Source organism: Streptomyces sp. NPDC048383, from assembly GCF_040651775.1.
Lineage (GTDB): Bacteria > Actinomycetota > Actinomycetes > Streptomycetales > Streptomycetaceae > Streptomyces.
Map to the genome: position 1 here is coordinate 25,792 of NZ_JBEZKS010000036.1, position 21,426 is coordinate 47,217.

Here is a 21,426-nt window from a genome sequence, read left to right on the forward strand (position 1 = left end):
GGTCGGCGCCCACCGCCCCCTCACGGCGTCGGGGCTCCCGCCACGGGCCGGCCCGGCGTCCGGTCCTCGGCCCAGGCGGCCAGGGCGTCGAAGTCCTCCCGCAGCAGGCCGAACCGCTCGTCGATCCGCATCAGCAGCGCGTGCGCCGGGTGGCGCGCCCGGACGTACTCGCGGTCCGCGTCGCCGATGTCGTCGTCGATCCAGGCGAACTCCCGCCCGCCCGCGTACTCCAGGACGTACTGCGTCTTCCAGAACGTGCCGCGCGGCGCCCGCCCGTGCATCTGCGGCCAGTCGACGAACGGCAGCCGGGGCAGCCCCAGGGGCGGGCCTATCCAGTCGTTCGCCTCGTCCTTCCAGGTCGTCGCCCAGACCAGTTCGTACGACTCCGCCAGCGCGCGCAGCTCCGCGCCGTGGTCGTGGTTCAGCCAGACCCGCAGCGGCCTGGCGCTCTCGGACTCCCGCCAGCCCGTCGGCCGCATCCGGTGGGTGCTGTAGCCCTCGGGGCGGCGCTGGGGCCGGGCCGCGTACGGGTTCAGCGGGCCGTCGACGTCGATCAGCAACAGTGGCTTCATCACGGAAGGATCCCTCTCGGCCGCCGATCCGGCAGCTCATTTTTGATCATCGATCGGAAGAGAATGAGACGGATGCGTCTCATTCGGGTTATGCTTGTCTCATGGCCATGGATCGTAACCAGGTGCTCCGCTCTGCGGCCGCCCTGCTTTCCCGCAAATCGACCGCGACGATGGACGAGGTCGCCCGCGCCGCCGGAATCGGCCGCGCGACCCTCCACCGGCACTTCGCCGGCCGGGACGCCCTCGTACGGGCCCTGGAGCAACTCGGCATCCACGCGTTCGAGGTCGCCTTCGACAACGCCCGTCTCGACGAGGGCACGGCGGTGGACGCGCTGCGGCGACTGGTCGCCGAGGCCGAGCCGAACGCCCAGCTGCTGGCCTTCCTCGTCACCGAGAACCAGCTCTTCGAGGGTGACCAGGTCAACGAGGGCTGGGCCCGCCTCGACGCCCGCGTCAGCGCGCTCTTCCGGCGCGGACAGCAGGAGGGCGACATCAGGATCGACCTGAGCAGCGCCTGGCTGACCGAGGCCCTCTACGGCCTCATCGGCTCCTGCGCCTGGGCCGTCGTGGACGGCCGGGTCGCCGCCAAGGACTTCCAGTACATGATCATCGAGTTGCTGCTCGGTGGCGCACGACGGAGTGTGGAGTGATGAGCCGTACCGAACAGCTGAACCGGCGGACCGGAGCGGAGGGCGCGGGCCGCGGACGCTGGCTCGCCCTCTCCGTCCTCGTCCTGGCCGTGCTGCTGGTCGCGGTGGACGCCACCGTACTCGGCCTCGCCACTCCTGCCCTGAGCGAGGACCTCAAGCCGTCCGGCACACAGCTGCTCTGGATCGGCGACATCTACTCGTTCGTGATCGCCGGACTGCTCGTCTCCATGGGCTCCCTCGGCGACCGCATCGGGCGCAAGAAACTGCTGCTCGTCGGCGCCACCGCGTTCGGCGCGGTCTCCGTGCTCAACGCCTACGCGACCAGCCCCGAGATGATGATCGCCGCCCGGGCCCTGCTCGGCGTGGCCGGCGCCACCCTGATGCCGTCCACCCTCGCGCTGATCCGCAACATCTTCCACGACCCGAGGGAACGCAGCCTCGCCATCGGCATCTGGGGCGCCACCGCCTCGGCCGGCGCGGCCGTCGGACCGGTCGTCGGCGGAGCCCTGCTCCAGCACTTCTGGTGGGGCTCGGTCTTCCTGATCAACCTGCCGGTGATGATCGCACTGGTGCTCGTCGGCATCAAGCTCCTGCCCGAGTCCAAGAACCCGGTGGCCGGACCCTGGGACCTCGTCAGCGTCGCCCTGTCGCTCATCGGCATCATCGGCGTGGTCTACGCCGTCAAGGAAGTCGCCACCCACGGTCTCACCTGGGGCGTGTGGGCCGCCGCCGTCATCGGGGCGGGCTGCCTCCACGCCTTCGTCCGGCGCCAGTTCACCCTGCCGTCCCCGCTCCTCGACATGCGGCTCTTCAAACACCGCGGCTTCTCCGGGGCGGTCCTCGCCGACCTCCTCACCGTCTTCGGCCTCTCCGGCCTGGTCTTCTTCCTCTCCCAGTTCCTCCAGCTGGTCCAGGGCCGCGACCCCCTGGAGGCGGGCCTGGCCGAACTGCCCGCCGCCATCGGCGCGGTCGTCACCGGCCTCGTCGCCGGCCGCTACGCCCGCAAGTACTCGGTACGGGGCATCGTGGCGGGCGGTCTCGCCGCCATCGGCCTGGCGCTCGCCGCGCTCACCGTGATCCACAAGGAGACCGGCTACCCGTTGCTCGGCGCGGCCCTGCTCGTCGTCGGCCTCGGCGCGGGCTTCTCCTTCACCGTCACCGCCGACGTGATCCTCTCCAGCGTCCCCAAGGAGCAGGCCGGATCCGCCTCGGCCGTCTCCGAGACCGCGTACGAACTCGGCGCCGCGCTCGGCATCGCCCTGCTCGGCTCCATCGTGACCGGCGTCTACCAGAGCTTCACCGCACCGGCCGGCGTCCCCGCCCCCGTCGCGGACGCCGCGCACGAGTCGCTGGGCGGCGCGGTGGAGGCCGCCAAGACCCTGGACCCGCTGACCGCCTCGCAGATGGTCGGCTCCGCCCAGGAGGCCTTCGTCGACGGCCTGCGGCTCGCCTCCGGCGTCGGCGCGGCCGTCCTGCTCGCCACCGCGGTGGCCGCCTGGTTCCTGCTCAGGGGCCAGAAGCTCCAGGACGGCCTGGAACACTGACCTACCGTCAGCACGCCAAGGGGCGGTGTCCCGCACGTGGTTGACAGCGCGCGGAGCAGCGGGACACCATCCCGGCGATGGAGATCAACGACCTGACCCCGGCCGAACTCCGCGTGTGGCACGCCTTCCCGCGCGGCGCCCGCGTCGATTTCCGGACGGATCCCGAAGAGACCGCAGCCGCCGGGGCGGGCTGGGGTCCCGAGCGGACCGTACGCGCCGAGGTGCTCACCGCCCTGCTGCTGAACGGCCCCCGCGTCGAGGGCCGGGTCCCCGGACTCAACCTCAAGGGCGCCCGGATCACCGGCCCGCTGAACCTCAAGTACGCCGTCGTCGACCACCCCGTCCGGCTGCGCGCCTGCTGGTTCGAGCTCCGGCCCGTGCTCTACGGGGCCCAGCTCAAGACCTTCGTCGTCAACGACTCCACCCTCCCCGGCCTGACCGCCGGCATGGCCCGCTTCGACGTCGCGCTCAAACTGTCCTGCTGCCGCCTCACCGGACCGGTCCGGCTCTCCGGAGCCCGGATAGCCGGCGGCCTGTTCCTGTCGAGGTCGGTCATCGGCGTCCGGCCCGGCGAGGGCGACCCGGAGGAGGCCGCGGAACCGCCGCTGCAGTTCAACCACGCCGAGATCGGCACCGACGTCATCGCCGTCGGGGCCACCGTGTACGGCGAACTGCGCGCCAACGGATCCACCGTCGGCGGCCAGATCAACCTCGACGACGCCCGGCTGCTCGCCCCCGGGGACACCGCCCTGCACGCGGAGAACCTCACCGTCGGCAGCGACCTGCGCGCGATGCGCGCGGAGTTCCGGGGCCGGATCAACCTCACCGGCTCCCGCATACCGGGCCAGCTCAACCTCGCCCACACCCGCCTGCGCAACCCCGGCGGAGTCGCGCTGCGCGCCTCCAGCTGCGTGATCGGCGAGGTCTGGCTGCGCGGCTGCCCCACCGTCGAGGGCGCCGTCAACCTGCGCCGCTCCCAGTTCGACCTGCTGCACGTGCCGCCCGGGACCTGGCCGCAGCACCTGCGCATCGACGGCCTCACCTACCGCACGCTCGCCCCGCACCTGCCGGCCGCCGAACGGCTGCCCGCCCTGGAGCGGGAGGAGTCGGGCTACCTCCCGTACGCCTACGAGCAACTGGCCGCTGCCTACCGCACGGTCGGCGACGAGGGAGCCGCCCGGACCGTGCAGCTCGCCAAGCTCCGCCGACACCGCCACACCCTGCCCCGGCCCGCTCGGCTGTGGGGACTGCTCCAGGACGTCACCGTCGGGTACGGATTCCGGCCGCTGCGCGCGGCGGGTTGGCTGGCGGCGCTGCTCATGACCGGGGCGATCGCCTACGGACTGCACCCGCCGAGGGCCCTGAAACCGGGGGAGGCCCCCGACTTCAACGCGGTCTTCTACACGATCGACCTGATGGTGCCGATCGTCGGCTTCGGGCAGGAGTCCGCGTACGCGCCGGGCGGCTGGTACCAGTGGCTGTCGTACCTGCTCGTCGTGACCGGCTGGATCCTCGCCACCACGACGGCGGCGGGCGTCAGCCGGTCGCTCCAGCGGCAGTGAACCGGCGCCGGGCGGGCGTCGGACGGGGTCAGGCGGCCTTCGCCTTGGTGGCGTACATGTCCACGTACTCCTGGCCCGACAGCCGCATGACCTCGGCCATCACCGAGTCGGTGACGGCGCGCAGCACGTAGCGGTCGCGGTCCATGCCCTCGTAGCGGGAGAACTCCATCGGCTCGCCGAAGCGGACGGTGACCCGCCCCGGGCGGGGCATGCCCGCGCCACCGGGCTGGAGCTTGTCGGTGCCGATCATCGCGAACGGGACCACCGGGGCGCCGGTCATCAGGGTCAGGCGCGCGATGCCGGTGCGGCCCCGGTACAGCCGGCCGTCGGGGGAGCGGGTGCCCTCGGGGTAGATGCCGAAGATCTTGCCCTCGTCGAGGACGCGTCGACCGGTCATCAGGGCCGCGACCCCGCCGTTCGCACCGTCACGGTCGACGGGGATCATGCCGGAGCCGGTGAAGAACCACGCCATCAGGCGGCCCTTGAGGCCCTTGCCCGTCACGTACTCGTCCTTGCCGATGAAGTGGACCGTACGGTCGCAGACCAGCGGGAGGATCATCGAGTCGATGAAGGTGAGGTGGTTGCCCGCGAGGATCACCGCACCGGTGCCGGGAATGTTCTCGATGCCCTCCACGCGGGTGCGGAACATCAGGCGCATGACCGGTCCGACAGTGGCTTTGATGAGCGCGGTACGGAACAACGTGAGCCCTCCGGCATCGAAAAGCGGTTTGGCACCACACGGCGGTAGTGCAGGTGAGGACGATACTCGCGGGTCAGCCCTGATCGCACATCGGGTTCACGAGGCGGATACGCGATGTTGACGCACGTTTCCGCCATGTTCCGCGGTGGACCGCGTTCCCGACACCCTCCCTTGCCTACCATCGGCACGCCGATTCGGGCCGCAGGACACCCGGAACCCCGGGGGAGCGAGCCCCTTTCAGACCGAGGAGTGCACGGATGACACAGGGTGGGGCAGTGCGGCGCACGGTCCTGGGGGCGGCGGTCCTGGCGGCCGGAACCTCGATCACCGCCCTCGGGGCGGGCACGGCCGCAGCGGCCGACCGCGAGCGGGCCGGCGCACAGGCCGTCGACGGACAGGGCGGGGGCGGCGGCTACCGGGACCTGCCGGTCCCGACCGTGATCGGCCACCGCGGCGCCAGTGGTTACCGGCCCGAGCACACCATGGGCTCCTACCAGCTGGCCCTCGACCTCGGCGCCGACGTGATCGAACAGGACCTCGTCCCCACCAAGGACGGCCACCTGGTCTGCCGCCACGAGAACGAGATCGGCGGCACCACCGACGTCGCCGACCATCCCGCCTTCGCCGCCCGGCGCGCCACCAAGTCCATCGACGGGGTCTCCGTCACCGGCTGGTTCACCGAGGACTTCACCCTCGCCGAACTGAAGACCCTGCGCGCCAAGGAGCGGATCCCGGCGGTCCGCCAGCGCAACACCCTCTACGACGGCCGCTGGGCCGTCCCCACCTTCGAAGAGGTGCTGCGCTGGGCGAACCGGGAGGGCCGGCGGCGCGACAAGCAGGTCTGGCTGCACGTCGAGACCAAGCACCCCACCTACTTCCGCGGCCTGGGACTCGGCCTGGAGGAGCCGCTCGCCCGGCTCCTGCGCCGCTACGGACGCGACGGGCGGGACGCCGCCCTCTTCCTGCAGTCCTTCGAACCCTCCAGCATCCAGCGGCTCTCCCGCCTGGTGTCCGCGCCGCGCGTGGTGCTGCTCTCCGCCGCGAACACCCGGCCCTGGGACTTCGAGGTGGCCAAGGACCCCCGTACCGTCGCCGACCTCGTCAAGCCCGAGGGGCTGAAGTGGATCTCCGGCTTCGCCCAGGGCATCGGCCCCACCCTGGACCTGGTCATCCCGCGCGACGCGGCCGGAAGGCTGGGCACGCCCACCACCCTGGTCAAGGACGCCCACGCCCGCGGTCTGCTCCTGCACCCCTACACCGCGCGCAACGAGAACACCTTCCTGCCCGCCGAATACCGCAGGGGCACCGATCCGGCCGCGTACGGGGACGCCTTCGGCGCGTACGCGAAGTACTTCGAACAGGGCATCGACGGCATCTTCACCGACAACCCGGACACCGGACTGCTCGCCGCGGAGGCCTTCCGCCCGGGCCGCGGCGCCCACCGCTGACGAAGCGGACCGACCGCCGGCGGCGTCAACCGGCAGGCCCCCGTCCCCGTACGGGTGGGCCGGGCCCGGCGGGGAAACCGTACGGACCGGCCCCCGCGTCCCGCCCGGCATGGACCTCCTGAAGGACTCCGACCTCCTGACCGAGCTCGGCCCGCTGCTCTCCGCCGAGGCCGCCGCGGAAGCCCCGGCCGCCGGGGTCGACGCCGCCGACCTGGAACAGGCCGTCTGGGTAAGGCTGCTGGAGCACGGCCCGCGCGACCCCGACCCCACCGGCCGTACCGGCCGGGCCCGCTGGCTGCGCCGGGCGGTGCGGGCCGAGGCCCGGCTCGCGCGGCGCCGGGCCCGGCGCGAGGTTCCGTACGGCGGATCGCCGGCCGACGCCGGAGGGGAGCCGGAAGGCGCCCTGTTGCACGGCGAGGACCACCGGGCCCTGCGCTCGGCGGTGGCCCGGCTCCCCGGACGTTGTCCGGAACTGATGGGAGCACTTCTTTCGCCGAGGGACCTCACTTACCGTGAAATCGCAGGAGAGTTGGGTATCTCACAAGGAAGTTTGGGGCCCGTCCGTTCCCGTTGCCTGGGATGTCTGCGCAGAATGCTCGCTGCAGAGGTTGCGGCTCCTGGCCTGCGGGGAAAGGAGCGGTAGACCAAAGGGCCGGCAGGTGAGCGGGAGGCATGCGCACATGGGCATGAGCGTGACGATTTCGGCGGCGACCGCCGAGGACGCCGAGCAGATCTTCAAGCTGCAGTATCTGGCGTTCCAGCGGGAGGCCGAGCTCTACGGCAACTACCTCATCCAGCCGCTCACCCAGTCCCTGGACTCCCTGAAGGCGGAGCTGGCCACGGACACCGTCCTGGTGGCCCGGCTCGGCGACGAGGTGGTCGGTACGGTGCGCGGCCGCTCCGGCGAGGACGGCACGGCGAGCATCGCCAAACTGTGCGTGCACCCGCGACTCCAGGGCCACGGCCTCGGCGCCCGCCTGCTGCGCGGCGTCGAGCGGGCCCTCGCGGACCGGACGTCCCCGACCCGGTTCCGGCTGCACACGGGCCACAAGAGCGAGTCGAACCTGCGGCTCTACCGCAAGGCGGGCTACCTGGCCGTGGGCAACCGCACCGCCTCCGACGGCGTGGTGCTGGTGATCCTGGAGAAGGAAGCCAAGGACGCCACCGACTTCGCGGTCAGCGCCTAGACCGCAACCAGAGCATCCCGGTGATCGGCAGGATCACCGGGATGAACAGGTAGCCCATCCCGAAGTCCGACCAGACCGTCGCGTCGGGGAAGGCCCCGGGGTCGACCAGGGTCCAGGTGCCCACGGCCAGCACGCCCGCCAGCTCGACGCCGCAGCACACCAGGGCCGCCCTGCGGGCCCGCTCCCCGCCCCGCACCAGCGAGTACGTGATGAAGGCGTAGGCCAGCGCGGCCGCCCCCGACAGCGAGTACGCCAGCGGGGCCCGGTCGAACTCCGTGGAGATCTGGTAGGCCGAGCGCGAGACGGCGCCGACCACCATCACCGCGTACAGCCAGACCAGCAGCAGCCCCGGTCCGGAGACCAGGCGCCGGCGTCCGGCGGGGTCGGTCGCGGTCGTGCGGGTGTCAGGCACCGGTGCTTCCCCAGATGTCGTAGAGCCGTACTTCGAGCACGGCGAGGACGACCGCGCCCGCGGCCACCGTCACCGAGCCCCACTTCGTCCGCTCGGTCAGCGAGAGCATCCCGGCGGCCGGGACCGCGGCGAACGCGCCCAGCAGGTAGGCCACGAAGATCACCGTGCCCTGTCCGGGCCTCTCCCCCCGGCCCAGCTGGACCAGGCCGATCACCAGCTGGGCCAGGACCAGTACGGTCACCACGGCCATGCCGATGAAGTGCCAGTCCTTGGTCGGCTGGTCCCGCCAGGCGGCGTGGCCGCACCAGGCGGCGAGGGCGAGGGCGGCCGCGCCGATGGCGACCGTCAGGGCGTCGAGCATGCAGCGAGGGTATTACGGGCCGAAAGACCCGATGCGCTCACCCCTGCGCCCGGGCTTTGCTGGAAGGCATGAAGATGCACGCCGAAGCCCTGCTGTTCGACAACGACGGCACCCTGGTGTCGTCCATGGACTCCGTCCACCGCTGCTGGGCCCGCTGGGCCCGGGAGTACGGGATCAACGAGGAGGCCTTCGCCCGGGTCGTGCTGCACGGCCGCCCCGCGACGGAGATCATCGCCGAGCTGCTCCCCGAGGAGGTGCACGCCGAGGCCCTCGCCCGCATCGAGGCCCTGGAGGTGGCGGACGTCCCCGGCGGCGTCGTCCTGCTCCCCGGGACCAAGGAGTTGCTGTCCGCGCTGCCCGCCGGTCGCTGGGCCGTGGTCACCTCCGCGACCCGCCCGCTCGCCCAGGCGCGGCTGCGCGAGGTGGGCATCGACTTCCCCGAGCTGGTGGCCGCCGACGACATCACGCGCGGCAAGCCCGACCCGGAGCCCTTCCTGCTCGCCGCCCGCCGCCTGGGCGTCGATCCGGCCCGCTGCGTCGTCTTCGAGGACGCCCCCGCGGGGCTGGCCGCCGGCCGCGCCGCCGGCATGAGGACCGTGGCCTTGACCACAACGCACCCGGCCGAGGAGCTCGTCGCGGACGTGGTCGTACGGGACCTGTCGGCCGTGTCGGCACTGGTCACCGACACGGGAGTCACCCTTGGGACGACCGACTGACGCTGACCGGTGTTGTCCGGAATGCGGCCGAAATCCGTCCGCTATACGGACAGTGTTGATCGGTGAGTCGCCATGTCTGCTTTACTTGCATCCATGACCACGACGAGCAGCCGCACCCTTGCGACCGAGGCGACGATGACGCCCGGTGCTCGTTGTATGTGTCGAATGTGCGCCTTCTGAGGGCCCCTCTTCCTGCAGTCCCGCGCCCCGAAGCGAGACAGGCCGAGCCGCTCCGCCACCACGCCGGTCCCTGACCGGCCGTACGGATCCGCTCCGCCCGCGCACGCGTCGAAACCATCCTTTTGTGACGGTTGGACCCGTATCGCGTCCCCAGATGTTTGCCCCGTGCCCGGCACCCGCTGCGCCGTGCACTCGACAGCGACGGAATTCCTGTGATCACCACATCGGGCCTCACGAAGGTCTACCAGTCCCGTGGCCGCGAGGTCACCGCCCTGGACGGCGTCGACCTCCACGTCCGCGAGGGCGAGGTGTACGGAGTCATCGGCCAGAGCGGAGCCGGCAAGTCCTCCCTCATCCGCTGCGTGAACCTGCTGGAGCGCCCCACCACCGGCACGGTGAGCGTCGACGGCGTCGACCTCACCGCGCTGGCCGGCCGCGGCCGGCGCGCCGGCAAGGAGCTCCGCGAGGCCCGCAGCCGCATCGGCATGGTGTTCCAGCACTTCAACCTGCTGTCCTCGCGGACCGTGCAGGCCAACATCGAACTGCCGCTGGAGATCCTCGGCGTCTCCGGCCGCGAGCGGTCCCGCAAGGCCGCCGAACTCCTCGACCTCGTCGGCCTCGCCGACAAGGCCAAGGCCTACCCCGCCCAGCTCTCCGGCGGCCAGAAGCAGCGCGTCGGCATCGCCCGCGCCCTGGCCGGCGACCCCAAGGTGCTGCTCTCCGACGAGGCCACCAGCGCCCTGGACCCCGAGACCACCCGCTCGATCCTCCAACTGCTGCGCGACCTCAACCAACAGCTCGGCCTGACCGTCCTGCTCATCACGCACGAGATGGACGTCGTCAAGGCCGTCTGCGACTCCGCCGCCCTGATGAAGCGGGGCCGGATCATCGAGTCCGGCACCGTCCCCGAACTGCTCGCCACCCCAGGCTCCGAACTCGCCGGGGAGCTCTTCCCGGTCAGCGGCGTCGCCACCGGCCCGGACCGCACCGTCGTCGACGTCACCTTCCACGGCGACGCCGCGACCCAGCCGGTCATCTCCCAGCTGTCGCGGACCTACAACATCGACATCTCGATCCTCGGCGCGGCGATGGACACCGTCGCCGGCCGGCAGGTCGGCCGCATGCGCATCGAACTCCCGGGCCGCTACGAGGACAACGTGGTCCCCGTCGGCTTCCTGCGCGAGCAGGGCCTCCAGGTCGACGTCGTCGACGAAGACCCCACGACGCCGGACGTCGACTCCGAGCTGGCCGCACTGGTCGAGGATGGTGCCAAGTGACCTGGTCCGAGATGCAGCCCCTGCTCACCCAGGGCACCTACGACACCCTCTACATGGTGTTGTGGTCCACCCTGGTGACCGTCCTCGGCGGACTGCCCGTCGGCGTGCTGCTCGTCCTCACGGACAAGGGCGGCCTGTTGCGGAACCAGCCGCTCAACAAGGTCCTCGGCGTGATCGTGAACATAGGCCGCTCGCTGCCGTTCATCATCCTGCTCATCGCCGTGATCCCCTTCACCACCGCGGTCGTCGGCACCTTCATCGGCCCCACCGCCATGATCGTCCCGCTGTCCATCGGAGCCATCCCCTTCTTCGCGCGGCTCGTCGAGACCGCCGTCCGCGAGGTGGACCACGGCCTGGTCGAAGCCGTCGAGTCCATGGGCGGCGGCGTCCCGACCCTGGTCGGCAAGGTCCTGCTGCCGCAGGCCCTGCCCTCGCTGATCGCCGCCGTCACCACCACCCTGATCACCCTGATCGGCTACTCGGCGATGGCCGGCGCCGTCGGCGGCGAAGGGCTCGGATCCAAGGCCATCACCTACGGCTTCCAGCGCTTCGAAACCGGCTTCATGGTCGCCACCGTCGTCATCCTGATCGCCCTCGTGACGGTGATCCAGCTGATCGGCGACGGCGCCGTCCGGGTCCTGTCCCGCAGGGGCCGTACGGCCTGACGCGGCGGGCGCGGGGCGCGGGAACCCCTTCACCCGAGCGCCCCCGGCGGCCGCGACAGCTCCACCCCACGAGTTTTCCCCAGAAAAGAGAGCCCGCACTTGTCGTGCTTGGGCCACCACCCAGCGGGCACCCCGGTCCCCGCAGCCAGAAAGGCACTCTTCGTGCGCAAGAACATCAAGCTCACCGCTTTCGCCGCCGCCTCCGCCGCGCTCGCCCTCGGCCTCACCGCCTGCGGCAGCTCCTCGGACCCGGGCTCGGCCACGAAGGCCGGCGCCAAGGTCGACGAGAGCAAGCCGCTGGTCATCGCGGCCTCCCCGAGCCCGCACGCCGACATCCTGAACTTCGTCAAGGACAAGCTCGCGGCGAAGGACGGCCTCAAGCTGGAGGTGAAGGAGTTCACGGACTACGTCCTGCCCAACACCGCCACCGAGCAGGGCCAGGTCGACGGCAACTACTTCCAGCACAAGCCGTACCTCGACGACTTCAACAAGAAGAACGGCACGCACATCGTGCCCGTCGTGAACGTGCACCTGGAGCCGCTCGGCCTCTACTCCAAGAAGGTCAAGTCCGTCGCCGACATCAAGGCCGGCCAGACCATCGCGGTCCCGAACGACACCACCAACGAGGGCCGCGCGCTCCAGCTGCTCGCCGCGAACAACCTGATCACCCTCAAGGAAGGTGTCGGCACCAGCGCCAAGCTGTCCGACATCACCGACAAGAAGGGCCTGGAGTTCAAGGAGCTGGAGGCCGCCACGGTCCCGCGCGCCCTGAACGACGTCGACGCCGCGATCATCAACGGCAACTACGCCATCGAGGCCAACCTGTCGCCGGCCAAGGACTCCCTCATCCTGGAGAAGGCCGAGGGCAACCCGTACGCCAACTTCCTGGCGGTCAAGGACGGCAACCAGAACGACCCGCGCGTCCAGAAGCTCGCCAAGCTCCTGAACTCCGACGAGGTCAAGAAGTTCATCGACGAGAAGTACCAGGGCTCGGTCACCCCGGCCTTCGGCGCCCCCGCCGCCTCCTGACGCACCACCCCGCGACGGGATACCGCCCGGTCGACGGCGGGTTTCCGGCCCCGCGCACCCTTCGGGGCGCGCGGGGCCGAACCCGTGGGCGCACGGGGCCCCGGGCTGCCCGCTTCCGGGCAGCCCGGCCCTGCACATCCCCGGGCGGATGCTGCATGCTGTGGCCTACGACCCGCACGAACGGTCCCGCACCACGGTCGCCCCACGGTCTCAGGCATGGAGCTGCGCATGACTACCACCTTCCCGGACGTCACCATCAGCACGGACCGGCTGGTGCTGCGCGCCTTCGAGGAAGAGGACGTCACCGCGCTCGCCGAGATGATGAACGACGAACACATCACCGCCTGGACCTCGGTACCGCACCCCTACACCCACGCCGAGGCCCACGCCTGGGCCACCCGTCACGCCCACGCGGAACGCACCGAGGGCCGGGGCATCGTCTTCGCCGTCACCGAGTTCCTCACCCAGCGACTCGTCGGCATCGTCCACCTCCAGAACACCAACTGGCACACCCGCACCACCGAGGTCGGCTACGTCACCGCACCGTGGGCCCGTGGTGAGGGCTACGCCAGCGAGTCCGTGCTCGCCGTCGCCCAATGGCTCTTCCGCGACCGGAACTTCGAACGCCTCGAACTGCGCACCGCCGCCGACAACACCGCCTCCCAGCAGGTCGCCCAGAAGATCGGCTGCATCAGCGAGGGCGTCCTGCGCAACGCCTGGATAGTGCGCGCCCAGACGGCCGACGGCGGCTGGACCGAGACCCGTACCGACCTCATCGTCTGGAGCCTCGTCCCCGAGGACCTCGACGAGATGGACGACTCCGACGGGTACGACGGATACGAGGTCCACGGGAACGGTTCGGGCCGCTCCGGACACCCCGGTCGCTCCGGTGACGTGGACCAGTACGCCTACGGCCGGCGGGCCGACGCCGGCGGGTACGCCGTCGGCGCCGACTGGCACTGACCCGTGACCGGGTAGTCTCACCGTGCCCGACCCCGCGACGCAGTTCCGCACACCCCCCACCCCAGGAGACTGACGACGATGGCCGACCGGGTCACGGTGATCGGCTGGGACGGTTCGCCGCTGACCGCGGCCGCCAGGTCCGCCCTCTCCGCCGCCACCCTGGTGGCCGGCGCCGCGCACCACCTCGCGCTCCCCGAGGTCCCGCCCACCGCCGAACGCATCCGCCTCGGCAGCCTCAGCCTCGCCGCCCGCCGCATCGCCGGCCACCGCGGCACCGCCGTGGTCTTCGCCGACGGCGACCCCGGCTTCTTCGGCGTCGTACGCACCCTGCGCGCCCCGGAACACGGCCTGGAGGTCGAGGTCGTCCCCGCGGTGTCCGCCGTCGCCGCCGCCTTCGCTCGCGCCGGCATGCCCTGGGACGACGCCCAGGTCGTCGTCGCCCACCCCCGTACCCTGCGCCGGGCCGTCAACGTCTGCCGGGCCCACGGCAAGGTCGCCGTCCTCACCTCGCCCGGCGCCGGGCCCGTCGAACTCGCCCTGCTGCTCGACGGGGTCCACCGCACCTTCGTCATCTGCGAGGAGCTGGGCACCGACCGGGAACGCGTCACCGTCCTCACCTCCGACAAGGTCGCCGACCACACCTGGCGCGACCCGAACGTCGTCATCGTCATCGGCGGAGCCGGACACTCCGCCGTCCCCGCCGAAGCCGCCTGGCTCCTCGGCAGCCACCCCGGCCTCGTCGGCGGCCGCGGCTGGGCACGCCCCCAGGACCTCCCGGCGGAAGCCGGCACCACCGGCGAGGGCGAGTCGGCGCAGCTGCGCGCCGCGCAACTCGCCCGCCTCGGCCCCCGCACCGGCGACCTCGTCTGGGACATCGGGACCGGCTCCGGCGGCCTCGCCGTGGACGCCGCCGCCCTCGGCGCAGCCGTCATCGCCGTCGACGCCGACCCGCGCGCCTGCGATCGCGCAACCGCCGCCGCCCGCAAGCGCGGTGTCCAACTCCAGGTCCTCGTCGGCCGCGCACCCGTCGTACTGGAGTACCTGCCCGAACCCGACGTCGTCCGCGTCGGCGGCGGGGGAGCGGAAGTCGTCGCCGCGGTCGCCGATCGACGCCCCGAACGGATCGTCAGCCACGCCTCCACGCGCGACGAGGCCGAGGCCATCGGCCGCGCCCTCACCGAACACGGGTACGTCGTCGAGTGCGCGCTCCTCCAGTCCGTCGGCCTCGACACCCGCACCTGGGCCGAACAGGACCGTTCCGTCGTGTTCCTGCTGGCAGCCGAACGCCCCGTGAGCCGCTAGGGCGGAGCCCGGGGTAGGCTGGCCGATCGTCGTACTGCCCTGCGGCACGCTGACGTGGCGCAGTCCACAGCCGGCCGCGCCGGTTTATGGCCGACACGGTGGCCGACGAGCGCGACAATGCTCAGGAGTTGTTGTGCGGGGCGCGGGTGCGGCGAACGGGTCGCACGGCCACCCCGAACGGCAACTCCGCTCGGCGGCCCCTCGGGCCACCGGGCGATCGAAGAGGCGACATCGATGGGCGAGGGGTACGCATGACTGACACCGGCCAGGTTCCGGGCGAGGGCCACCCGGACGACGCGGGCATGGTGGATCAGCAGGGCATCCCCGCTCCGGTCCCGCCCCATCCGCCGCTGCCCCCCGTCCCGCCCCAGGTTCCCGCGGGCTACGCCTTCCAGGACCTCGTGGACGACCCGGCCGAGGCGGAGGACGAGGAACTGCTCCTCATGCCGAGCGGCCAGGGCTCCTGGAGCGACCCGCAGGTGGTCCCGCCGGTGCCGGCCTTCCCCGCCGACTTCCCCGCGGAGCCCGTCTACACCGAGTACCCGCAGCACCCCACGCCGGGCTACCCGCACCCCGGCTACCCCGACGCGCCTTACGCCGACGCCGGCTACCCGCCGCCCGCGCAGCCGGGCACCGGCTTCCCCGAGGGCGAGCCCGGCACCGGCTTCCCCGAGGGCGCCTACGCCGAGGACTCGTTCCCCGAGGGTTCCTTCCCCGAGGGTTCGTCGCCCCACGCCGCCTTCCCCGTGACCGGCTTCCCCGACGCGTACGCCGAGCCCGCCGCCTACAGCGCCGGCGCCCACGAGACCGGCGGCCGCGACTCGGGCGCCCTCGACCTCGGCGGCCTGCTCGTGCCCCCGCCCGCCGCCGCGCCCGCGGCACCGGTCACCCCGGCCCGCCGCCCGCTGCACATGGGCCCGCCCGTGCCCGAGGCCACCGGCGGAGTCGTCCGCTCCCTGGCGGACCGCGGCCCGGCCGCGGCGCCCGTGGCGGCCCCCGCCCAGGTCGTGCCCACGCCCAGCCCGGCGGCCGTGCCGCAGCCCGTGCCCGTACGTCACGCGGGACCGCCGACCACCGGCCCCGAGTACTTCGACTTCGCGCACGCCGAGCCCGCCGCCCAACCGGCCCCGGCCCCGCAGCAGTCCGCCGAGATCCCGGCGCAGGCCGGGACCCCGTGGGCGACGGAGCCCGCCGCCGCCGAGCCGGTACCCGTCGCGGACCCGGTGTCGGACGACCTGCCGGCCGCCGGCCCCGTCGCGGTTGCCGTTGCCGACGCGGGGGAGCCGTCGCAGGAGCCCGCGGCGGAACCGGTGGTCGTGCCCGAGGCCGTCGTGCCCGAGGCCGTCGTCGCGCCCGCGCCCGAGGAGCCCGAGGTGGAGGCGGAGGCCCCGGCCGTCCCGTCGCCCGATCCGGCCGCCGAGGTCGCTCCGGAGCAGGTCGTTCCGGAGCCGCGGCCGGAGCAGCCCGCCGAGCCGCGGCCCGAGCAGCCCGCCGAGCCGCAGCCCGAGCCCGTCGCCTCCCCGGAGCCGGCGTCGGAATCCGTACCGGAGCCGGTCGCGCAGGCCCCGGCCCCCGAGGTCGAGGCCCCGGAAGCCGTCGTGGCCCCCGAGGCCGTCGTGACCCCCGAGGCCGAGCCGGTCGCGGCGCGGCTCCCGGAGACCACCGACCGGCCCGAGGCGCCCCCGGCCCCCGAAGCGCCGGCCGCCGTCGAGGTCCCGGCCGAGCCGGTGGCCCCCGAGGCCCCCGCTCCGGCCGTGGCTCCGCAGGCTCCCGCCGAGCCCGTCGCCGAGGCACCGGTCGAGCCGGCCCCCGCAGAAACGGCGGTCCAGGCCCCCGTCGAGCCGCAGCCCGAGCCCGCCCCGGCCGCTGCGCCCGAGGCGCCGGCCGACGGAGCGGTACCGGCCGAGGCGCCGGCCGACGTACCGGTGCCGCTCGCCGCGCAGGCCGACGTACCGGCCGAGCCCGTTCCCGCCGACGCCCCCGACGCCGACGCCGTCGCGGAGTCCGCCGGGGCCGTGGAGCAGGCCGCCCCTGACACCGAGGCCGCGCCCGCCCCCGTCGCCCCCGTCACCGTCGCCGTACCGATCGAGGCGACCGACGCACCCGAGCCGGCCGACGCCCCCGAGGTCGTGGAGCAGCCCGAGCCGGCCGGTCTTCCCGAGGCCGTCGCCGTGTCCGCCGGCGAGGCGGCCCCCGGGTACGCCGACGCCGAGCGCGAGGCCGTCCTGCGCGTCATGCGCGAGCGCCGAGACATCCGCAAGGGTTTCCGTACCGACCCGATTCCGCACGAGGTGCTGCTGCGCGTCCTGGAGGCGGCCCACACCGCCCCAAGCGTCGGCCACTCGCAGCCCTGGGACTTCGTCGTCATCCGGTCGGCCGAGACCCGCCGCACCATGCACGAGCTCGCCCAGCGCCAGCGCGAGGCGTACGCCAAGTCGCTGCCCAAGGGCCGGGCGAAGCAGTTCAAGGAACTCAAGATCGAGGCCATCCTCGACACCCCGGTGAACATCGTCGTCACCGCCGACCCCACCCGCGGCGGCCGGCACACCCTCGGCCGGCACACCCAGCCGCAGATGGCCCCGTACTCCTCCGCCCTCGCCGTCGAGAACCTGTGGCTCGCCGCCCGCGCCGAAGGCCTCGGCGTCGGCTGGGTCAGCTTCTTCGACGAGCGCGAGATGGTCCGCGCCCTCGGCCTGCCGGAGCACCTGGAGGTCGTCGCCTACCTGTGTGTCGGCTACGTCGACGAGTTCCCCGAGGAGCCGGAGCTGGCGCAGGCCGGCTGGTCCCAGCGCCGCCCGCTGGCCTGGGTCGTCCACGAGGAGACGTACGGGCGGCGCGCGCTGCCCGGCGAGGCACCGCACGACCTCCTCTCCGAGACCGTCGCCGGCATCCGCCCGCTCGACGCGAAGGCGCTCGGCGAGGCCTGGGAGCGGCAGAAGCGCATGACCAAGCCCGCCGGGGCGCTGGGCATGCTGGAGATCATCTCCGCCCAACTGTCCGGGCTCTCCCGGGTCTGCCCGCCGCCGATCCCCGAGCCCGCCGCCGTCGCGATCTTCGCCGGTGACCACGGGGTCCACGCCCAGGGCGTCACCCCGTGGCCGCAGGAGGTCACGACCCAGATGGTCGCCAACTTCCTCGGCGGCGGGGCCGTCTGCAACGCCTTCGCCAACCAGGTCGGCGCCGAGGTCTGCGTCATCGACGTCGGCGTGGCCGGGGACCTCCCCGCCACCCCCGGCCTGCTCCCGCGCAAGGTCCGCCCGGGTACGGCCGACCTCTCCGTCGGCCCCGCGATGAGCCGCGAGGAGGCCATCGCGGCCATCGAGGTCGGCATCGAGACGGCCCGCGACCTCGTGGCCGCCGGCAACAAGGCGCTCCTCACCGGCGAGATGGGCATCGCGAACACCACCGTGTCCGCAGCCCTGATCTCGGTGTTCACCGGGGTCGACCCGGCGGAGGTCACCGGTCGTGGCACCGGCATCAACGACGAGACCCACACCCGCAAGGTCGAGGTCGTACGCCGCGCCCTGGAACTCCACCAGCCGGACCCGGCGGACCCGATCGGCGTCCTCGCGGCCGTGGGCGGCCTGGAGCACGCGGCGATCGTCGGCCTGCTCCTGGGCGGCGCCTCCCTGCGCACCCCGGTGATCCTGGACGGCGTCAGCGCCGGCGCGGCCGCCCTGGTGGCCCGCGCCATCGCCCCCGAATCCCTATCGGCGTGCATCGCCGGTCACCGCAGCGCGGAGCCCGGCCACGTGGCGGCCCTGAACAAGCTCGGCCTGCGCCCGCTGGTCGACCTGGACCTCCGCCTCGGCGAGGGCACGGGCGCCCTCCTGGCCCTCCCGCTGGTCCAGAGCGCCGCCCGCGCGATGCACGAGGTGGCCACCTTCGACTCGGCGGGCGTGACGGAGAAGTAACCCGCCCGTCCCCCATGAGCCCGGTTCCCCCAGGAACCGGGCTCGCCCCATCCCCCCGCACCCCGGGGTACACCCCCTCCACGGCCCCGCGCCCCAGCGCTTCCGTCTCCGACGGAACGACTCCGGCGCCCGTCGTCCGCCCCGCGCCCACCCGCCGGATCCGGCTCGGCGATCGCGGACGTCTTCGGCGCCCCCAGCACCGGACCGGCCAACCACTCCCGCCCCGGCTGTCCGTCGTACCCGCCCCACGGCTCCCACCTCAGCCCGCAGGCCCGTCCGGGCCCCCCGCCCGACTCACGTCGCTCCCCGTCCGCATGCCCGGCCCCGTGCACCTGTCCGGCCAAGGCCCCCGACCCATCCGTCCCGCGCCCACATCTCCGTCCACCTGGGGCACCGGTCCCGCCCGCCCACCCGACCCACCCCCGCCCCGGCGGGCAGGGCACCGGTCCCGCCCGGCCCGACCCACCCGCGCCCCGGCGGGCAGGGCACCGGTCCCGCCCGGCTCGACCCACCCGCCCCCGGTGGGCAGGGCACCGGTCCCGCCCGGCTCGACCCACCCGCCCCCGGTGGGCAGGGCACCGGTCCCATCCACCCCGACCCACCCGCCCCCCGGCGGGCAGGGCACCCGCCCCGCCCGGCCAGGGCAGCCGCGCCGTAAGGTGGACCCGGACCACAAACCGCACGTCAGTCCCCCCGCCGCTCCAGCGCCGCAGCGGCACGCAACCCCTCCGCCGCATCAGGAGCCGCAACCGCCATGGCAAACCCGGCATACCCCGCCTATCCCGTCGGCCTCCGGCTTGCCGGGCGCCGCGTCGTCGTCATCGGCGGCGGTCAGGTCGCCCAGCGCCGACTGCCCGCGCTGATCGCCGCCGGTGCCGACGTCCTGCTCATCTCCCCGTCCGCGACCCCCTCCGTGGACGCGATGGCCGAGACCGGCGAGATCCGCTGGGAGCGCCGCCGCTACCAGGACGGCGACCTCGCCGGCGCCTGGTACGCCCTGATCGCGACCCAGAACCGGGACGACAACGAGCGCGCGTCCGCCGAGGCCGAACGCGAGCGCGTGTGGTGCGTCCGCGCCGACGACGCCTCCGCCGCCACCGCCTGGACCCCGGCCACCGGCCGCGTCGAGGGCGTCACCGTCGCCGTGCTCACGGGCAACGACCCGCGCCGCTCGGCCGCCGTCCGCGACGCCGTCGTCGAGGGCCTGCGCGACGGCTCCCTCGTCGCGCCCGGCCACCGCCACAAGAGCGCCCCCGGCGTCGCCCTCGTCGGCGGCGGACCCGGCGACCCGGACCTGATCACCGTCCGCGGCCGCCGCCTGCTCGCCGAGGCCGACGTGGTCATCGCCGACCGGCTCGGCCCGCGCGACCTCCTCGACGAACTCCCGCCGCACGTCGAGGTCATCGACGCCGCGAAGATCCCGTACGGCCGCTTCATGGCCCAGGAGGCCATCAACAACGCCCTCATCGAGCACGCCAAGGCCGGCAAGGCCGTGGTCCGCCTCAAGGGCGGCGACCCGTACGTCTTCGGCCGCGGCATGGAGGAACTCCAGGCCCTCGCGGAGGCGGGCATCGCCTGCACCGTCGTCCCCGGCATCTCCAGCTCCATCTCGGTGCCCGGCGCGGCAGGCATCCCGGTCACCCACCGCGGCGTCGCGCACGAGTTCACCGTGGTCAGCGGCCACGTCGGCCCCGACGACGAGCGTTCCCTCGTCGACTGGGCCTCCCTCGCCAAGCTGACCGGCACCCTGGTGATCCTGATGGGCGTCGACAAGATCGGCCTGATCGCCGCCGCCCTGGTCCGACACGGCCGCTCCGCCGACACCCCCGTCGCCGTGATCCAGGAGGGCACCACCGCGACCCAGCGCCGGGTGGACGCCACCCTGGCCACCGTCGGCGAGACCGTCCGCGCCGAGCAGGTCCGCCCGCCCGCGGTCATCGTCATCGGCGAGGTCGTCCGCGTCGGCACCCCCGCGACCCCGGCGACCCCCGCGACCCAGTGACCCCCCGGGTCGGGCCCGACCCCGCCCCCGGCTCGGGCCCGACCCGTACTCCCACCGCCGGCGCCTGACAGGCCGTTGGCACCACACCCAGGACAAGGCAGTATCACCCTGTGGCTGATCTCATCACCGTCGAAGACCCCGACGACCCGCGCCTGCGCGACTACACGGGCCTGACCGACGTCGAACTCCGGCGCCGGCGCGAGCCCGCGGAAGGCCTGTTCATCGCCGAGGGCGAAAAGGTCATCAGACGGGCCAAGGACGCCGGGTACGAGATGCGCTCGATGCTGCTCTCCGCCAAGTGGGTCGACGTCATGCGCGACGTCATCGACGAACTCCCCGCCCCGGTCTACGCCGTCAGCCCGGAGCTCGCCGAACGCGTCACCGGCTACCACGTGCACCGCGGCGCCCTCGCCTCCATGCAGCGCAAGCCGCTGCCCACGGCCGAGGAACTGCTGTCCACGGCCCGCCGCGTGGCCGTCATGGAAGCCGTCAACGACCACACCAACATCGGCGCCATCTTCCGCAGCGCCGCCGCCCTCGGCATGGATGCCGTCCTGCTGTCCCCCGACTGCGCGGACCCGCTCTACCGCCGCTCGGTGAAGGTCTCCATGGGCGCGGTGTTCTCCGTCCCGTACGCCCGCCTCGAAGCCTGGCCCAAGAGCCTCGACTCGGTCCGCGAAGCCGGCTTCAAACTGCTCGCCCTCACCCCGCACGAGAAGGCGACGCCGATCGACGGGGCGGCCCCCCGCACCCTGGACCGCGTCGCGCTCATGCTCGGCGCGGAGGGCGACGGCCTGTCCACCCAGGCCCTGGTCGCCGCCGACGAATGGGTCCGCATCCCGATGGCGCACGGCGTCGACTCGCTCAACGTGGGCGCGGCCGCGGCCGTCGCCTTCTACGCGGTGGCCGGCGCCTCGGGGTCGTGACCCCGCCGCACGACAC

The 21,426-nt window shown here is 73.2% G+C and carries 19 protein-coding genes; 15 read left to right on the forward strand and 4 right to left on the reverse strand.

Features of this window, described 5'->3' with window-relative positions:
• Positions 1–20: 20 nt before the first annotated feature.
• A complete protein-coding gene (locus AB0D46_RS23500) occupies positions 21–572 on the reverse strand; it encodes an HAD domain-containing protein (protein ID WP_362880131.1) in 552 nt (183 codons plus the stop codon).
• A gap of 101 nt (positions 573–673) precedes the next feature.
• Between AB0D46_RS23500 and AB0D46_RS23505 the strand changes: the two genes are divergently transcribed.
• The 3 genes from AB0D46_RS23505 to AB0D46_RS23515 all read left to right on the forward strand — a co-directional run bounded on the left by AB0D46_RS23505 (position 674) and on the right by AB0D46_RS23515 (position 4,328).
• Positions 674–1,222 (forward strand): helix-turn-helix domain-containing protein, encoded by a 549-nt coding sequence (locus AB0D46_RS23505; RefSeq protein ID WP_362880133.1) that lies wholly within the window; start codon positions 674–676, stop codon positions 1,220–1,222.
• Positions 1,222–2,766: an MFS transporter gene (locus AB0D46_RS23510; protein WP_362880135.1), complete on the forward strand. Its 1,545-nt coding sequence runs from the start codon at positions 1,222–1,224 to the stop codon at positions 2,764–2,766. The genes AB0D46_RS23505 and AB0D46_RS23510 overlap by 1 nt, the downstream gene beginning before the upstream one ends.
• A 77-nt stretch (positions 2,767–2,843) precedes the next feature.
• Entirely contained in the window at positions 2,844–4,328 is a 1,485-nt protein-coding gene (locus AB0D46_RS23515) for a membrane-associated oxidoreductase (protein WP_362880136.1), read from the forward strand.
• A 28-nt stretch (positions 4,329–4,356) separates the two neighbouring features.
• Here AB0D46_RS23515 and AB0D46_RS23520 read toward each other — a convergent pair whose 3' ends face one another.
• Positions 4,357–4,986 (reverse strand): lysophospholipid acyltransferase family protein, encoded by a 630-nt coding sequence (locus AB0D46_RS23520; protein WP_362880137.1) that lies wholly within the window; start codon positions 4,984–4,986, stop codon positions 4,357–4,359.
• Positions 4,987–5,285: 299 nt separating this feature from the next.
• On the opposite strand from AB0D46_RS23520, the gene AB0D46_RS23525 reads away from it, so the two are divergent.
• The 3 genes from AB0D46_RS23525 (at position 5,286) to AB0D46_RS23535 (ending at position 7,663) form a co-directional block, all read left to right on the forward strand.
• Positions 5,286–6,476 carry a glycerophosphodiester phosphodiesterase gene (locus tag AB0D46_RS23525; protein WP_362880139.1) on the forward strand — a complete coding sequence of 397 codons (1,191 nt, stop codon included), beginning with the start codon at positions 5,286–5,288 and terminating at the stop codon, positions 6,474–6,476.
• A 109-nt stretch (positions 6,477–6,585) separates the two neighbouring features.
• On the forward strand, positions 6,586–7,119 hold the full coding sequence (locus tag AB0D46_RS23530) for a sigma-70 family RNA polymerase sigma factor (protein ID WP_362880141.1): 534 nt from the start codon (positions 6,586–6,588) through the stop codon (positions 7,117–7,119).
• Positions 7,120–7,156: 37 nt separating this feature from the next.
• Positions 7,157–7,663 carry a GNAT family N-acetyltransferase gene (locus AB0D46_RS23535; protein ID WP_362880216.1) on the forward strand — a complete coding sequence of 169 codons (507 nt, stop codon included), beginning with the start codon at positions 7,157–7,159 and terminating at the stop codon, positions 7,661–7,663.
• Here AB0D46_RS23535 and AB0D46_RS23540 read toward each other — a convergent pair.
• Positions 7,653–8,075: a hypothetical protein gene (locus AB0D46_RS23540; protein WP_362880142.1), complete on the reverse strand. Its 423-nt coding sequence runs from the start codon at positions 8,073–8,075 to the stop codon at positions 7,653–7,655. The genes AB0D46_RS23535 and AB0D46_RS23540 overlap by 11 nt on opposite strands.
• Positions 8,068–8,436 (reverse strand): hypothetical protein, encoded by a 369-nt coding sequence (locus AB0D46_RS23545; RefSeq protein WP_362880144.1) that lies wholly within the window; start codon positions 8,434–8,436, stop codon positions 8,068–8,070. Before AB0D46_RS23545 ends, AB0D46_RS23540 begins: the two co-directional genes overlap by 8 nt.
• A 68-nt stretch (positions 8,437–8,504) precedes the next feature.
• Between AB0D46_RS23545 and AB0D46_RS23550 the strand changes: the two genes are divergently transcribed.
• From AB0D46_RS23550 to AB0D46_RS23590, 9 genes are all read left to right on the forward strand, one after another.
• Positions 8,505–9,152: an HAD-IA family hydrolase gene (locus tag AB0D46_RS23550; protein WP_362880146.1), complete on the forward strand. Its 648-nt coding sequence runs from the start codon at positions 8,505–8,507 to the stop codon at positions 9,150–9,152.
• Positions 9,153–9,544: 392 nt separating this feature from the next.
• Positions 9,545–10,609: an ATP-binding cassette domain-containing protein gene (locus tag AB0D46_RS23555; RefSeq protein ID WP_362880148.1), complete on the forward strand. Its 1,065-nt coding sequence runs from the start codon at positions 9,545–9,547 to the stop codon at positions 10,607–10,609.
• Positions 10,606–11,274 carry a methionine ABC transporter permease gene (locus AB0D46_RS23560; protein ID WP_362880150.1) on the forward strand — a complete coding sequence of 223 codons (669 nt, stop codon included), beginning with the start codon at positions 10,606–10,608 and terminating at the stop codon, positions 11,272–11,274. The genes AB0D46_RS23555 and AB0D46_RS23560 overlap by 4 nt, the downstream gene beginning before the upstream one ends.
• A gap of 162 nt (positions 11,275–11,436) precedes the next feature.
• Entirely contained in the window at positions 11,437–12,303 is an 867-nt protein-coding gene (locus AB0D46_RS23565) for a MetQ/NlpA family ABC transporter substrate-binding protein (RefSeq protein ID WP_362880151.1), read from the forward strand.
• Between the two features lie 228 nt (positions 12,304–12,531).
• Complete coding sequence (locus AB0D46_RS23570) at positions 12,532–13,266, forward strand: GNAT family N-acetyltransferase (protein WP_362880152.1); 735 nt, start codon at positions 12,532–12,534, stop codon at positions 13,264–13,266.
• 78 nt (positions 13,267–13,344) lie between these two features.
• Positions 13,345–14,568 (forward strand): precorrin-6y C5,15-methyltransferase (decarboxylating) subunit CbiE, encoded by a 1,224-nt coding sequence (gene cbiE, locus AB0D46_RS23575; protein ID WP_362880154.1) that lies wholly within the window; start codon positions 13,345–13,347, stop codon positions 14,566–14,568.
• A gap of 251 nt (positions 14,569–14,819) precedes the next feature.
• On the forward strand, positions 14,820–18,482 hold the full coding sequence (cobT, locus tag AB0D46_RS23580) for a nicotinate-nucleotide--dimethylbenzimidazole phosphoribosyltransferase (RefSeq protein WP_362880155.1): 3,663 nt from the start codon (positions 14,820–14,822) through the stop codon (positions 18,480–18,482).
• A 754-nt stretch (positions 18,483–19,236) separates the two neighbouring features.
• The gene (gene cobA, locus AB0D46_RS23585) at positions 19,237–20,484 is read left to right on the forward strand and encodes a uroporphyrinogen-III C-methyltransferase (RefSeq protein WP_362880157.1); all 1,248 of its coding nucleotides are present in this window, start codon (positions 19,237–19,239) and stop codon (positions 20,482–20,484) included.
• A gap of 110 nt (positions 20,485–20,594) precedes the next feature.
• Positions 20,595–21,410, forward strand: coding sequence for an RNA methyltransferase (locus tag AB0D46_RS23590; RefSeq protein WP_362880158.1), 816 nt, complete (start codon positions 20,595–20,597; stop codon positions 21,408–21,410).
• Positions 21,411–21,426 lie beyond the last annotated feature (16 nt).